This window comes from Anaerobacillus sp. 1_MG-2023, from assembly GCF_030547345.1.
Classification (GTDB): Bacteria; Bacillota; Bacilli; order Bacillales; family Guptibacillaceae; genus Guptibacillus; species Guptibacillus hwajinpoensis_B.
The window spans coordinates 580,659-595,492 of record NZ_JAUORD010000001.1 but is presented as its reverse complement, the minus strand read 5'-3'; the positions used below and the strand labels follow the sequence as shown (position 1 = coordinate 595,492).

Genomic DNA, 14,834 nt, shown 5'->3' with positions numbered 1-14,834 from the left:
AATAGAGGAACCGTTAGATTTTGATAGAAAAGGAAAGGAAGCGGAGGGGGTGTATGAAAAATGTTAGTGAAAAGTAAATATTGGATTCCGGTGTTTCAAGAAGAGAGGATCATTCGCGTCTATTTGCCTCATGAGTACGCTCATACAGATAGAAGCTACCCGGTTCTTTATATGCATGATGGACAAAACGTATTTGAAGATCAGGATGCAGTTGGTGGAAGTTCGCTGAGGTTGTTAAACTATTTGGAGCAAAAAAAGTTTCAGCTTATTGTTGTTGCTTTTGATTCAGGAGCTAAACGAATGGAAGAGTATGGCTTATGGAAGCATGGCCAGTTAAGTGAAGAGCTAACAGGTAAAAGTGACATCGTAGAAGCGAAGGGTCGAGAGTATCTCGAATATATCGTAAAAGATTTAAAGCCAGCTATCGACGCTACATATCGAACTCTTATAAACACAAATTTTATGGCGGGAATTTCTTTAGGGGGATTACTTACTACATATGCCCTCTGTCGTTATCCTACTGTTTTCAGTAAAGGAGCTGGCATCTCTTCCGCTTTTTTTCGAAACCAAGAAGAGTTGGAGAAATTTATCTTGGAGTCTGAACTAACAGATCGTAGTTGTATTTATTTGGATTGCGGTGATAAGGAATCTGGAGACGAGCGGATTGATAAAGCATTTCTGAATTCAAATGATCGAATATATCAAATGCTCGAGGAGAAAGCTTCATGTGTGCAATTTCAGTTGATAAAGGATGGGGAGCATAACTATGAATCATTTCGTACCAGAACGGCTGATTTGATGAGTTTTTTTATGAATGAGAGATAAAGTGAATGAATGTTATATCTAACACTTCATTAGTAAAAGACGGAAATTGTTGAAGTAAAGGAAAGGGACCTTCAAAGAAGGTCCCTTTCGAATTGATATCTAAAGAATGATTAAGAAACCTGCCGATAAAGCAATGGTTACGACGATAGGAGCTAATTGAATCTTTAGTAAAAGACCAGGTGTCATGGAGTGATTTTCTAGTGGGTTTTGTACTGGCGTAGCTAAAAAATCAGCTAGACGATCGCTTTTCTTCTGTTTAAAGGGGATAGGAGGAACATCGACAGTGTACTGGTCGAGCTGTTCACGGAGTTCTTTAGGTAGGTCGTGCTTATAGTGTGATTTCATCATTTTGCCCCTCCAATAATTCTCTTAAGTGTTTGATCGCTTTAGATAATCTTGATTTAACGGTTCCAACGGGGATATCTAGAACGTTGGCGGTTTCTTCTTGAGTCATATCATGATAATAGATGAGAAGGATAACCGACCGATGTTTTTCAGAAAGTTCTTTAATAGCCCACTGAATTGTCATTTTCTCAACAGTATCACTAGAGAAACTTTCTTCTCCCTTGACTAGAAAGGGAATGAGTGAATGCCACTTTTTTCTCCGTTTAATTTTATTGATCATCAGCTGATAACCGATTTTAAATAGATACGTTTTAAGCGATGCTCTTGTACCATCAAAGCGATCCTGGTATTTATGGAATTTAACGAATGTATCCTGCACAATGTCGATGCTAAACTGCTCATCCCGCGTATAACGATAGATAAATCGATAAAGTGGGTCTTTGTATATAAGATAAATAGTCTCAAATGTCATAGATACGGTTGCTTCTAAGGAATAATCGCCACTTTCCTTAAAACTCATTCGGCCAGCGCTCTTTTATCCCTTTATACGTGTAAGCCAGACGAAAAATAAACCACAGAAACGTAATAAGTGGAAAGACAAACGTTTGATGTAGAAAGAACTGAACAAATGGATTTTCGATATTCTCACCTTTAATTAGAAAAACAAATAGCCCAGTAATGCATAGGAATGAGTAAATGGACGATGCAATCATGACATAATCCCAGCGTGACCAGTAGAAATAAAGATTTGTTTTTTGAAAGTCAATTCTCCCATTCGTTTTGTGAACATGTTTTTGAAGCGTTGCAATTAAGACGGCAAACAGAGTTCCAAGTACCCCAGCTGCGATTAACCCCATTACCCAACCGATAGCCATGTTTATCCACACCTCTCATTTCTTTATTTTCACATATTTATACAATTATTAGGATGATAAAGTTCATTTTTGTTGAGATTTATTTTCCGGCATAAAAGGTGTATGCCTAACTTCATCGATTTCATAGTGTTAGAATAGTAGAAAATGACATTTCAAAATGGAGTGAGTTAGGGATGGATCTCAATCTAGAAGGAAAAACAGTAGTTGTAACAGCGGCAAGTAAAGGACTAGGAAAAGCGTCAGCACTGGCTTTTGTGAAAGAAGGCGCAAATGTTATTCTTTCTAGTCGAAGTGAAGAAGAACTTAAGAAAGCGTGCGAAGAAATGATTGCAGAGACGGGAAATGATCAGGTCACATTTCGAGTTTGTGATGTTACAAAAGCGGATGAGATCAATCGATTGATGACGTTTGCAGCTGAAACATACGGTAGTGTAGATGTCTTAATTAATAATGCAGGCGGGCCTCCAGCTGGTAAGTTTGAGGACTTCAGCGATGAAGATTGGCAGAATGCTTTTGAACTAAATTTATTAAGCTTCGTTCGAACGTCACGGGCCGCTATTCCTTTTATGGAAGAACAGGGCTGGGGGCGGATCGTTAATATTGCCTCTTCCTCTATAAAGCAATCGCTAGATAATTTGATCTTATCAAATACATTTCGTGCGGGTATCGTAGGGCTAGCAAAAAGTCTTTCACAAGAATATGCCGAGCACAATATTCTTGTGAATACGGTTGGTCCTGGACGTATTGGGACGGATCGAGTTGAACAGTTGGATCAAATCAAGGCAGATCAGTTAGGGATGGATGTGACTGATCTCAAAGGACAGGTGGAGCAATCAATCCCAATGAAACGATATGGGGAGCCTGATGAATTTGCGAAAACAGTTGTTTTTCTTGCTTCAGGAGCAAATACGTATATGACAGGCCAATCGCTCGTTGTAGACGGCGGACTTGTAAAAGCACTTTAAACGGAAGAAGAACGCATCCATTTGGTGCGTTCTTTATTCTTTGTGAATCTGCGCTAATCATTTTTCTTTTAGGAAGAAACCGATATAATAGAAGGAGATGAAGAATTACTAATTCTGGTATTGCTAAACCCTTTGGTTTTAATGTAATTGGCGGTACAGGGGAGGGTTAAATAATGGTAGAAGCAAAAGAGCGCATTCTTGAAGCGACCGATATTCATAAAGCGACTGAGATGATCAGTGTCGCAACAAATAAGCCGGTCATTATTGAAAACAAAAACTTTGAACTCATTTCATATAGCACGGCATCGGAGAGCTTTGATCAAACGCAGCAAAAGACGATTCTCTATAAGAAATGCCCGGTGTTTATTATTGATCGATTGAAAAAAGAAGGGATCGTCCAGCAGCTTGAGAACAACGAAGCACCGATCCGAATTGCTCCAATTGAGGAAATTGGTTTTTATCAACGCATTGTTGTGAAAGCCATTTATGAAGAGCGGATAATGGGATATCTCTGGGTTCAAGAAACGAATAGTCCTCTGACTGAAGAAGAGGTTGCTTTTCTTACTGAAATCACACCTCACATTGGAAAGCTTATTCATGATTCTTATCAAAAAGGGAAAGAACATGAAGGGAAGCAGGAGAAGTTGCTTTGGAACGTACTCCTTCATGAATACGAAAGTGAAAATCAAATGAGGCGTAAAGCCCAGGTGGCGAGCTTGCCATTACCTGAGCGCTTTTCCGTACTTGTCATGTCCATTGCTGAGCCTACTCAGGAGCCTTTGTTAAATGAAGTTCTTGAGCTTTTATCCCGTTTTAAGAGGCATAAAATTCAAGTTCTGAAAACTGAGCTTCAAATCGTTGCTGTTATTTCAGGTGATAAAAATAGAAAAGTCTCAGCGATTGAAAATAGCCGAGAGCTTATAGAGTATGTAAAGAGTGCGTTAACTCATGAAGAATTTTATTCCTTCTTGATTGGGATTGGGAAAGAATATACGGAGCTCATTGAGATGAGGAAGAGCTTCTTGGAAGCATTAGAAGTGATTGAGACAGCTGACTTCATTGGTCCAAGGCCAGATGTCATGCCACGTGAGTTCTCAAAGCTTGGCGTCTACCGGTATCTTGCTGCCCTTTATGAGAAAAACAATACAGAGCATTATTTTAATCAGAATTTGCTTAACTTGATGGAAAAGGATTCAGTTAGTCATTCCAGTCTGTTAAAGACGCTAGAAGTGTATTTATCGAACAACGGTAAGGGGAAAAGTACCGCGGCTGAGCTGTTTATCCACCCAAACACGCTGAACTATCGCATGAAGCAGATTCAGGATCTAACCGACATTGATTTTGATGATTTTAATATGAAAAGTCACATATATATCGAGTTGTTGTTGCTAAACAACATACCGTCTTACTATAATCGGTACCTTTCTGCCGTAGAGGAACAGAAAAGTACTGCGAAGTAGCCTATTTGATTGGGCTGGGAGCTTTTTTATTGACTAACCTATGAAGCTGCACATTGTGCAGCTTCTTTTCTGTCGTTTAGGGCTGGAAAGTGTGGCGCAATAGCTGGTTTTCGTGGGGGAGAGAGTGGTTTATTGTCCAAATCGGAAATATATTGGCCAAACCGGAAATTCCCCTCACTAAACGGGGGCTCCGCTTTTCACGGCTCCAGTGCCTGTCGTGTCTAAACGCCCCTAACTGCGCGGGCCAAATCCTCCGGCTGTTTCACCCAATCGAATGAGACAAAAAGCGTTTCACTCTCATGGGCTCCAACATCCTGCGGATTTAAATGGGCCCGCTCCGCTTTTCGTGAGATCCAGCTGCAGTGCCTGTCGTGTCTAAACGCCCACTTTCGCTTTTCCCGAGATCCAGCTACGACTCGCAGAAACTGCGATATTTCACTCTTTCACCAGAACACAAAGGGCGTGTTCTAGTTCAAGAGTTCCAATATCCCCGTTTCTAAACGCTCGTCTTCGCTTTTCCTGAGATCCAGCTACGACTCGCAGAAACTGCGATATTTCACTCTTTCACCAGAACACAAAAAGCGTGTTCTAGTTCAAGAGTTCCAATATCTCCGTTTCTAAACGCTCGTCTCCGCTTTATTCATTGTGTTTAAACCACAAAATCTCTGCTAAACTATTGTGTTTTGACCACGTTGCCAGATGGGGGTTGAAATCGATATAATTTTCACAAGAAAACAAAAACTTTCTTTGGAGTAAGCTTTATGAATGATTGGAGATATAGGGTTAAAAGGAGCGTGGTAGAGTTGGAAGCCATCAACAAGAGTTTTTTCCTTTTTCTCGCTAGTAGGCCCTCGCTTGATCGGCTCGCCAAACGATGGGGTAGTAAGTTTGGGGCGGATAAGATTGTTGGGGGTGAGACTTTTGAGCATGCGGTGCCTCTTATTCAGAATTTGAATAGTCAGGGGCTTCGGGTAACGGTGGATCATCTTGGGGAATTTGTTTCTTCTGAAATAGAAGCGAAGGAGCGAACTCAGGAGTGCATCAATTCAATCCGCATGATTAGTGCTCATCAACTAAATTCTCAGATGTCTTTGAAAGTCACTTCACTTGGTCTTGATATTAGCCATGATCTTGTATGGCGTAACATGATTGAGATTATGGAAGAAGCGGTGAAGCATGATGTATTCGTCACGATCGATATGGAAGATTCGACACGAACAGAGGCAACGCTTCAGCTTTATAAGGACCTGAAGAGAAAGTACGACAATATTGGAACGGTTGTTCAGTCCTATTTATACCGATCTGAACAAGATTTAGATGATTTAAATGAAGTAAAGCCGAATTTACGTCTTGTGAAAGGGGCGTATAAGGAAGCCGCGAAAGTTGCTTTTCCAGCGAAATCAGATGTGGATCATAACTTGAAGCTGCTGATAAAGAAACATTTATTGAATGGGAATTTTACAGCCATCGCTAGTCATGATGATGCCATTATTAACTTTACGAAAGAATTCGTGAAAGAACATGATATTCCGAAAGATCAATTTGAGTTTCAAATGCTTTACGGCATGCGAAGCCAGAGTCAGCTAGATCTTCTTGCTGAAGGTTATGCGGTAAGAGTATACCTACCTTATGGGAACGATTGGTATGGGTATTTTATGCGGCGGTTGGCGGAACGACCTGCGAACATCGCCTTTGCTTTCAATGGATTATTTAAAAAATAAACTTCATAAATTTGAAAGGGGAATTTACTCATGGTAGTACCATACAAACACGAACCGTTTACTGATTTTACTGTTAAGGAAAATAAAAAGGCTTTTGAAGAGGCTCTTAAACTAGTGAAAGAAGAACTTGGAAAAGACCATGATCTTCTCATCAATGGTGAGCGTGTTAGCACGGAAGATAAAATTGTTTCCATTAACCCTGCGAACAAGGAACAAATCGTTGGTCGCGTATCAAAGGCAACGAAAGAGCATGCGGAACGCGCGATTCAAGCAGCAGATGAAGCATTTGAAGGCTGGAGAAAATGGTCGGCTCGCTCTCGTGCTGAACTTCTATTCCGCGCAGCTGCGATTGTCCGTCGCCGTAAACATGAATTCTCTGCTTACCTCGTGTATGAAGCAGGTAAACCGTGGAAAGAAGCGGATGCTGATACAGCAGAAGCAATCGACTTCATGGAATACTATGCTCGTCAAATGATCGAGCTAGGGGAAGGGAAAGCGATTGAAAGCCGTCCAGGTGAGCAAAACCGTTACGTTTATACGCCAAGCGGAGTTGCTCTTGTTATCCCTCCATGGAACTTTGCGTTTGCGATTATGGCAGGGACAGCAGTAGCGCCACTTGTTACAGGAAACACAGTACTTCTTAAGCCGGCAAGTGCAACACCGGTTGTTGCAGCGAAGTTTGTTGAAGTGCTTGAAGAAGCGGGGCTCCCTAAAGGTGTATTGAACTTTGTGCCAGGTAGCGGAGCTGAAGTGGGTGACTATCTCGTTGATCATCCAAAAACATCGATCATCACATTTACTGGTTCTCGTGAAGTCGGTACACGCATTTATGAGCGCGCTGCGAAAGTACAGCCAGGTCAACAACACTTGAAGCGAGTGATTGTTGAGATGGGTGGTAAAGATACGATCGTTGTGGATAAGGATTCTGATCTTGAACTTGCTGCACAGGCAATCGTTGTCTCAGCATTTGGCTTCTCAGGTCAGAAATGTTCTGCAGGCTCCCGTGCGGTCATTTTGAAAGAGGTATATGATCAGGTTCGTGATCGCGTTGTGGAATTAACAAATGAGCTTACACTAGGTGAAACGACAGGTCCAGATGTGTACATGGGACCAGTTATTGATCAGGCATCATTTGATAAAATCATGAGCTACATTGAAATTGGGAAAGAAGAAGGCCGCCTCGTTGCTGGTGGAGAAGGCGATGATTCGAAAGGGTTCTTCATCAAGCCAACTGTATTTGCAGACCTTGCTCCGAAATCACGCATGCAGCAGGAAGAAATTTTCGGGCCAGTTGTTTGCTTAACGAAAGCAGATAACTTCGATGAAGCGATTGAAATTGCGAATAATACGGAGTACGGCTTAACTGGTGCTGTGATCACGAATAATCGTGCACACATTGAGCAAGCGAAAATGGACTTCCACGTAGGTAACCTATACTTTAACCGTAACTGTACGGGCGCGATTGTTGGGTACCACCCATTTGGAGGATTTAAAATGTCTGGTACAGATTCAAAAGCAGGTGGACCGGATTATCTTGGACTTCACATGCAAGCAAAAACTGTCTCAGAAATGTATTAATTAGGAAAGATGATTAGTTTACAAAGGCTGTTCCCCCTAGCAGAGGGGAACAGCCTTTGTTTGGTTATAGCTAGGACGTGAAACATGGGTGAAAAAGAGAGTGTATCTATTTGAAAACTATGGATGACATTGTCTTCACGATCGGTATTATCCTTGTTCTATCCTTCTTGGTTAGAACTAAAAGACAAGAGCCTATTAGCATGAGAAAAGTATGGAGGAGACGCACTAGTGATTTGGATTTTACTCCTTACGTTATCGGTGTGTTGAGCATGTAAGGAAAAAAGAGAAGCTCAGTTCTCTCCTTTATGGTAAGGGAGAATGAGCCTGGCTTTTGTACCTTTTCCTATTTCTGAATCAATGGAAATTTCTCCATTATGAGCCTCCATAATATCAAAGCAAATCGATAGTCCAATCCCAAGCCCGCTTCTTTTCGTACTAAAGAAAGGGGTACCTAGCTGTTTCACTTCTTCTTCGCTCATTCCTTTGCCATCATCTTCAATAGAGATAACAGCATTTTCCTCATTTTTTGTTAAATGAACCGAGATTTCCCCGCCTTCAGGCATAGCTTCGATCGCATTCTTGATAAAATTAATAAGCACTTGTTTGATTTGTGAGGAATCCATACAAACCGTAATATTCTCAGTGTTCGCATCGAATTCAAGTTGGACATTATGTAAGTGAGCATTGCTTTTCATTAATTCAACCGTTTCAAATACAAGGGGATTTAACTCGTTGAGCGTTCGCTTGCTGATCGTCGGTTTGCCCATCATAACAAATTGATTCACAAGATTTTTCATGCGTTCGAGTTCAGTTCTAATGATACTAATGTAATTGGCTTGTTCTTCATCTACATCCAAAAGTTGTGTGAAGCCAATGATTGATGTAAGTGGGTTGCGGATTTCATGAGCAAAACCAGCACCTAGTTTTCCGATTGCAGAAAGCTTCTCAGATTGAATGACCTGTTCTTGTAGTTGATAATAAGAAGTCATATCTCGGAATTGAGCGAAAGCTCCGCTTAGCTGTTGGTTATGATCGTAAAGAGGCAAAATATCGAGTAAGCATTTACGTTCATCGGTTTTGAAAAAAGTGATTTCGATGTCTTCGATGCCCTTTTTTTTCGAAAGCACATGATCGAAAAACGGTTTAAGAGTAGGGATGTCGGTAATTGGATAGCCAATCATTTTGGTTTTGTTAAGTCCCGTTAGTTTTTCAGCGCTTCGATTGAATTCTTTTATTTGTCCATCTTGATCAGAAATGACAATCCCGATTGGAGTGGCACGCATAAGCATCTGATTATAGAGATGGAGCTGTTCGTTCTGCTTGTTAACCTGGATCTCCCGTTCAATCGTATCTATAGAAGATGAAAGCAAGCCTAGATGCAATTGAGACGCATATTTCTTAGTTGTCATGAGGGAGATCGTACCGATAATTTCCCCATTATGATAAGCGAATGGTGCTGAGTAGCAAGCCACATCTTCAAAGCAGTAGTGATAATGATCATCCCCAATGAGATGAATCGGTTCTTGGTATTTTAAGGCAAGTGTAATGGCGTTCGTACCAGCCGTTGCTTCATCAAACTTAACGCCTTTTTGAATGCCGAGTGACGCTGTCATTTGTTCGAAGGATTCATCGCCATATGAATCTAATACATAGCCCTCGTGATCAGTTGTTACCACGACGGTTGGAGTGTCAGATAAAAAGCTAAGGAGCTTTTTCATGAATTTTTGTATGATGGAGAGGGAACATGAGTAATTTTGTAAACGAAGCGCTAACTCTTCTTCTGAAAGTAAAACGTGAAGAACAGGAATTGAGTTTGGATCCAATTGATAGACATGTTCGCATGTGTTTTTAGAATATTGGATTTGAATTTCACGTTGCGTCATGAGGCATCCTCTTTTCCTGGAGTAGTGATGTTTTTATGTAAAAAATTTTTATATTACATTTAATAGAATCATTTTTTTATAGATTATCATACTTTGGTCCCTGCTGGTTAGTTTTTACCATTAGTAATACATGATTCTACTTGATGTGGTTGAAGGAAATTGTAATCGCATTCGCAGATACATTATAATGAAGCCATTTAGGTGGGAGGATAAATCGTGCTCGAGTATATAGAAGAAATCGAAGTTAGAAAAGAGACGCATCATACGGGGAATGGACTATTGTATACTGTATTGAGCAATAAAAAAGGAATAGGTTCAATTGAAGAAATACCTTCAAAGAGCCCATGGAATTGGTTATTAAAGTTTCTTACCTTGCGCCAGGCTGTTAGTCGTGAAGTACATATACGTTGTGATAACGAACCAGATTTACTTCTATATAAATCACGCGGTTACTACAAAGACATCTTCCTTTATTCAGCAAGCGAATTGATTGGAACGATCCAGCCTGAAGTAAAAGTAAAATCGCCCAAAATGACGGTTTTTGACAAAAAGGGTAGAGCCATTTTGAAAGCCCTTGGAAAGTTTGGTGCGACAGATTTTTCTGTGTATAGCGATGAATCAGTTAAGTGTGTTGGTACGATTAAGAAACGATCTGCTGTTTATCAATCCATGAAAGATAATCTTTTAAAAGAAGATCATTATTTTCTTGATATTCGTCATCTTAGTTATGAAGAAAAGGTAGTGATGATCGGGATGACACTAGCGCTTGATTTGTATTTTTAACATTTATCGCATTGTGAAGGAGGTTAGGTGAAATGAAAACAATTCTCTTATTTATTTTAGCTGGGCTTGCAGAGATTGGAGGTGGTTATTTAATTTGGCTTTGGCTTCGTGAAGGGTACTCGAGCATATTTGGACTAGCTGGTGGGATCTCTTTAGCTCTTTATGGGGTGATTGCGACTATGCAAGTATATCCGGAGTTCGGTCGCGTTTATGCGGCGTATGGTGGAGTATTTATAGTGATGTCTGTCCTTTGGGGATGGGGGATTGATAAGGAAGTCCCTGATAGCTATGATTTAATTGGAGCGTTCATTTGCTTAGTAGGTGTAACGGTGATGCTCTTACCGCGGAACTAGGGGGATTTCATCAAAACATAATAAAAAGCCCGTTTTCATGGAACGGACGAGTAAGACTGGCATTCTAGCACCTTTATAAGGAATGAGAGAATCGAAGTCGTGACTTTAAGGGAAATGAACGCATTTTACATGGTGGAAATTGATAAAAACTTGACCCTCTTTTGCCGTCATTAACGTGACCTGGTTTTCCTGAATACTTGTTAATTTCCCTATTTTGTTTTGATTTTCATATATATCGAAAATCACTATTTGATTGGTTACTTTTTTTAGCTGCTCTTCTAATGTGCGTGATAAGGAGAGTCCAATCGGTACAACGGGGAATTCTGATTGCGTTAAGTGATATGGTCTTTCGTTACCTTGATAAGGGATTAGCCACTTTAGATGTTTCATGGATAGATACATCGTTTTGTGAATAGGACTTTGGAAAACAACGTAATCGTTCATAATACTTGTGATGTATCCATGAAGAGAGTGATGGCCAGTAACATAAATCTCTGTAAACATTCCTTTTGATTCTTGGAGTGCTTTACGAAGCGAAATCGAATTTAACGTTTCAGGTTCTTCAAATAGCGACTCTTTTGGAAGTGAAATTTTTTCATCTTCTTTCGTACACACATCATAATGCTGAACATGGTATTGAGAGACATAGATGAAGTCTTTGCCGTTATATAAGACAAGAATGTCATTTCCAGAGTCGATTAGCACACCGATAATGTCTTTTGTGCCGTTCATTTTTAATCGAATGGTTTCGTTCGTTAAATCTGATGAATTTCTCACTATTAACCTCCTTTCAAATGAGAAGAACAGCTGTGGCATATTAACAAGTGATTCTGATAGAACAATCATATCTACATAAAAAAATAAGTGTGAGGAGAAAGATGACTGCGTAGATAACGATGAAATTAAAGGCGAGTCATTTTCTCATCACATGAACTAACTTTTGAAATGCGTAAGGAGAGATATAGACGATCATGGCTCTCTCTTCCTCTCAAGAATACGAGTTAAGCCTCGACGATTTTTTCAGGAACTTCCTTAATCATTGTTTCGATAGTACTGAAGCTTTTAATATGGAAAAGTGTAATGCGAACAAGTTCAGTTTTCACTAATAGAAGAATATGGTCGCTTGCTACATTGATGAGAATACCTTCAACATGCTCTGGACCGCCACGATTAATCTTTACCCATTTATAATGGAGCGCCCCTAACACTTCTGTTATAGAGCTTCCTCGGATTGGATCAAAAAACGTATTTACAATGCTTTCTGGATTAGTTGTTGTATCAACGGAAACTGATTTAACATGATCTAGATTGTAATAAATCATTTCTTTCTCTGTTTGTAGCATAAAGTGGTCCGTTGCAATATGAAAGAGAATGCCTACTTTTGCTTCAGGGCCTTTTAGATTAACTTTTACTTGCTTACCTAACAATGGCGCGATCGTATCGCTATTTAAATATGCCATCATATATCCTAACCTTTCATAAGCATTCGCTTTTTATTTTTTTGAAACAGGCTGCCAGTAGTTAGAAAAGAGGTTTTCTCTTCGGTTTTCTTTTGCATTGTCTTCTTGATTGTTACTAGACTCTTCTTGTTCAGTCATTTTAACAACCTTACTAACGCTTTTTACATGAAACAGTGCGATGTGTACCAACTCTGCTTCCTTTCCTACGATGATGTGGTCATCGTTTACTTCAAGTAAAACACCTTCTACTTTCTCAGGGCCACCGCGATTAATTTGAACCGTACTAAAGACTAATTCATCAAGAACTTCACTGAAGCTTTCTCCACTTACAAATTCAAAAACAGGTTCTTCGATTGGTACAATAACTTCTACTTCCTCTTTCGTGTTAATTGTGACACTTTTGATGTGAGTGCCCTGGTAAAAGATAACGGTATTTTTTTGTCCAAGCAATGTTAAGAAATCCTCTTTAAGCTCAAGAAGTTTTCCTTCCTGACTTTCAGGTCCTCCACGGTTAATTCGAACATTCTTACCGATATAGCTCTCAAGTTGTGAAAAGTTCATTTGCACATTCATGCATCCTTTCTTCCTTTTTATATAAACGCTTGTAATGGCATAGTATGTATCTCGGAGGGACAAAGATCAGTATATTTGTCTATCATTTGGAAAATGTGTGTTTGTCCACCTAGATAAAAGCCTAAACATTGGAAAATAAGAAGCAGGTTTTTTGCCAGTTGAGCAGAATAGGAGAACGAGAGTGATTTTAGTTAAGTGGGGGGAAAGAATGAAAACAAATGAGTATAACAGTAAAGTTTGGGATCAAAAGGTTGAAGATCAAGTCGTTTATACAAAGCCAGTCACTCAAGAAATGATCAGAGAAAGTAAGGAAGGAAATTGGCGTATTACTGTTACGACGGAGAAAGCTGTTCCACGTCATTGGTTTCCAGCTGATCTGAAGGGCTTGCGCATTCTCTGCTTAGCATCTGGTGGGGGTCAACAAGGTCCTATTCTTGCAGCAGCAGGGGCGGAAGTGACTGTTGTTGATCTTTCTGAGAAACAGCTAGAACAGGACAGATTTGTAACTGAAAGGGATAACTTTCAGTTAACTGTTGTTAAAGGAGACATGACGGATTTATCCTTTTTAGAAAATGAGTCATTTGATGTGATTGTGCATCCTGTTTCAAATGTATTTGTTGAAAATGTATTACCTGTCTGGAAGGAGGCGGCAAGAGTACTGAAGGAAGGGGGCACACTTATTTCAGGATTTACGAATCCACTATTGTATCTTTTTGATGATGAGCAAGAGGAGAAAGGAATTCTCGATGTGAAGAATAGCATCCCATACTCTCCTCTTGAAATGTTAACGAAAGACGAACTTCAGAAATACAAAGAGAGTAACTTGGCCCTAGAGTTCGGACATACGCTGGAAGATCAAATACAGGGACAGATTGATGCAGGATTTGTCATTAACGGTTTTTATGAAGATGATTTTGGAGGGAGTCGCCTAATCGATCAATATATTAAAACCTTTATAGCAACAAAGGCGATAAAAAATACAGGTTGAACTAGTCACTTATTCATAAAGGAGATACTGAAAATGGAATATAGCGGTTCGCGGGTTTATGATGATCACGATTTTTTTGAGAACTATATGGCTAGACGACATAGGGAAGAAAGCCCGAATAAAGTCATCGAGTATCCTGCTCTTATGACATTACTAGGCGATGTTCGGGAGAAGACCATTCTTGATCTTGGTTGTGGAGATGCTTCGCTCGGAGAAGAATTACTAAAGCAGCAGTGCGAGCGATATGTCGGGATTGATGGTTCACAAAACATGTGTCACCAAGCAGAATTGAAGTTAAAGGGAACGAAGGGGAGCGTTGTCCAGTCAAATCTAGAGTCGTATGCTTATCCATTAGAGACTTTCGATTGTGTCGTTTCACAATTAGTTCTTCATTACATAGAAGACCTTGATCACATTGTTAAGAAAGTATACGAGACGTTAAAGCCTGGTGGAGAATTTGTATTTAGCGTATTGCATCCGGTTATGACAGCTTCTTTCAAAAGTATGACAGGTAAAAGAACCGATTGGATTGTAGATGATTATTTCCAGACGGGGAGAAGAATAGAGCCCTGGATTGGAGAGAGCGTTGTGAAATATCATCGCACGATTGAGGAGTACTTCTTACTTCTGCAGCGAGCTGGTTTTACGATTCAAGGTCTTAGAGAGGGAACGCCGCAACGAGAAAACTTTCAACATCAGGATGAGTATGAACGAAGACAGCGCATTCCGCTATTTCTTCTACTTTCTTGTATAAAATAATAATTGACAGTGATAGAATATTAGATTATGATCATTTCAAATAATAAAAATTTCATACTGCAACTCCTAAAGGGGAGTAGCTTTTACAGCAAAGTCGTCATTCCAGAGCTTCACTGCTCTCGGCTTTGTTGGCAACATTCGTGTTGTTAGCAAGACCTTTACTTTTACGGTAGAGGTCTTTATTTGCATCAAAAACCTTTGCCAATTAGGCAAAGGTTTTTTTGTGAAGAACAAAGCAGTATGGATGAAAAAAGGGGGATGTATAG

The 14,834-nt window shown here is 39.9% G+C and carries 16 protein-coding genes; 9 read left to right on the top strand and 7 right to left on the bottom strand.

All coding sequences use genetic code 11. The features are described from left to right. Nucleotides 1–60 precede the first annotated feature (60 nt). Nucleotides 61–825 (top strand): alpha/beta hydrolase, encoded by a 765-nt coding sequence (locus tag Q4550_RS03165; RefSeq protein WP_303530295.1) that lies wholly within the window; start codon nt 61–63, stop codon nt 823–825. Nucleotides 826–924: 99 nt separating this feature from the next. On the opposite strand, the gene Q4550_RS03160 is transcribed toward Q4550_RS03165, so the two are convergent. The 3 genes from Q4550_RS03160 to Q4550_RS03150 are packed head-to-tail and all read right to left on the bottom strand — an operon-like array spanning nt 925 to nt 2,045. After that, nucleotides 925–1,173, bottom strand: a complete 249-nt coding sequence (locus tag Q4550_RS03160) for a hypothetical protein (RefSeq protein WP_303530293.1) — start codon at nt 1,171–1,173, stop codon at nt 925–927. Beyond that, the gene (locus Q4550_RS03155) at nt 1,154–1,690 is read right to left on the bottom strand and encodes an RNA polymerase sigma factor (protein WP_303530291.1); all 537 of its coding nucleotides are present in this window, start codon (nt 1,688–1,690) and stop codon (nt 1,154–1,156) included. Before Q4550_RS03155 ends, Q4550_RS03160 begins: the two co-directional genes overlap by 20 nt. Continuing rightward, nucleotides 1,680–2,045: a hypothetical protein gene (locus Q4550_RS03150; protein WP_303530289.1), complete on the bottom strand. Its 366-nt coding sequence runs from the start codon at nt 2,043–2,045 to the stop codon at nt 1,680–1,682. The genes Q4550_RS03155 and Q4550_RS03150 overlap by 11 nt, the downstream gene beginning before the upstream one ends. Nucleotides 2,046–2,218: 173 nt before the next feature. Here Q4550_RS03150 and Q4550_RS03145 point away from each other — a divergent pair, with 173 nt between their 5' ends. The 4 genes from Q4550_RS03145 (at nt 2,219) to pruA (ending at nt 7,769) form a co-directional block, all read left to right on the top strand. Then, nucleotides 2,219–3,010, top strand: coding sequence for an SDR family oxidoreductase (locus Q4550_RS03145; RefSeq protein WP_303530287.1), 792 nt, complete (start codon nt 2,219–2,221; stop codon nt 3,008–3,010). 173 nt (nt 3,011–3,183) lie between these two features. Next, complete coding sequence (locus Q4550_RS03140; protein ID WP_303530285.1) at nt 3,184–4,470, top strand: PucR family transcriptional regulator; 1,287 nt, start codon at nt 3,184–3,186, stop codon at nt 4,468–4,470. Between the two features lie 803 nt (nt 4,471–5,273). Continuing rightward, nucleotides 5,274–6,191, top strand: coding sequence for a proline dehydrogenase family protein (locus Q4550_RS03135; protein ID WP_303530492.1), 918 nt, complete (start codon nt 5,274–5,276; stop codon nt 6,189–6,191). A gap of 30 nt (nt 6,192–6,221) precedes the next feature. Next, the gene (gene pruA, locus Q4550_RS03130; protein WP_303530283.1) at nt 6,222–7,769 is read left to right on the top strand and encodes an L-glutamate gamma-semialdehyde dehydrogenase; all 1,548 of its coding nucleotides are present in this window, start codon (nt 6,222–6,224) and stop codon (nt 7,767–7,769) included. Between the two features lie 290 nt (nt 7,770–8,059). Here the strand turns inward: pruA and Q4550_RS03125 are convergent, their stop codons facing one another. After that, on the bottom strand, nt 8,060–9,652 hold the full coding sequence (locus Q4550_RS03125; RefSeq protein WP_303530281.1) for an ATP-binding protein: 1,593 nt from the start codon (nt 9,650–9,652) through the stop codon (nt 8,060–8,062). Between the two features lie 216 nt (nt 9,653–9,868). On the opposite strand from Q4550_RS03125, the gene Q4550_RS03120 reads away from it, so the two are divergent. Together Q4550_RS03120 and Q4550_RS03115 are read left to right on the top strand one after the other, a co-directional pair. Continuing rightward, nucleotides 9,869–10,435 (top strand): hypothetical protein, encoded by a 567-nt coding sequence (locus tag Q4550_RS03120; protein WP_303530279.1) that lies wholly within the window; start codon nt 9,869–9,871, stop codon nt 10,433–10,435. 32 nt (nt 10,436–10,467) lie between these two features. Further along, nucleotides 10,468–10,788, top strand: a complete 321-nt coding sequence (locus Q4550_RS03115) for a YnfA family protein (protein WP_303530277.1) — start codon at nt 10,468–10,470, stop codon at nt 10,786–10,788. A gap of 105 nt (nt 10,789–10,893) precedes the next feature. Here Q4550_RS03115 and Q4550_RS03110 read toward each other — a convergent pair whose 3' ends face one another. The 3 genes from Q4550_RS03110 to Q4550_RS03100 form a co-directional block, all read right to left on the bottom strand. Beyond that, on the bottom strand, nt 10,894–11,520 hold the full coding sequence (locus tag Q4550_RS03110; protein ID WP_303530490.1) for a DUF2642 domain-containing protein: 627 nt from the start codon (nt 11,518–11,520) through the stop codon (nt 10,894–10,896). Nucleotides 11,521–11,789: 269 nt separating this feature from the next. After that, the gene (locus Q4550_RS03105) at nt 11,790–12,248 is read right to left on the bottom strand and encodes a spore coat protein (RefSeq protein ID WP_303530275.1); all 459 of its coding nucleotides are present in this window, start codon (nt 12,246–12,248) and stop codon (nt 11,790–11,792) included. 33 nt (nt 12,249–12,281) lie between these two features. After that, entirely contained in the window at nt 12,282–12,821 is a 540-nt protein-coding gene (locus Q4550_RS03100) for a hypothetical protein (RefSeq protein ID WP_303530273.1), read from the bottom strand. Between the two features lie 208 nt (nt 12,822–13,029). Between Q4550_RS03100 and Q4550_RS03095 the strand changes: the two genes are divergently transcribed. Then, the gene (locus tag Q4550_RS03095) at nt 13,030–13,809 is read left to right on the top strand and encodes a class I SAM-dependent methyltransferase (protein WP_303530489.1); all 780 of its coding nucleotides are present in this window, start codon (nt 13,030–13,032) and stop codon (nt 13,807–13,809) included. 33 nt (nt 13,810–13,842) lie between these two features. Beyond that, nucleotides 13,843–14,568 carry a class I SAM-dependent DNA methyltransferase gene (locus Q4550_RS03090; protein ID WP_303530271.1) on the top strand — a complete coding sequence of 242 codons (726 nt, stop codon included), beginning with the start codon at nt 13,843–13,845 and terminating at the stop codon, nt 14,566–14,568. The last annotated feature ends 266 nt before the right edge of the window (nt 14,569–14,834 follow it).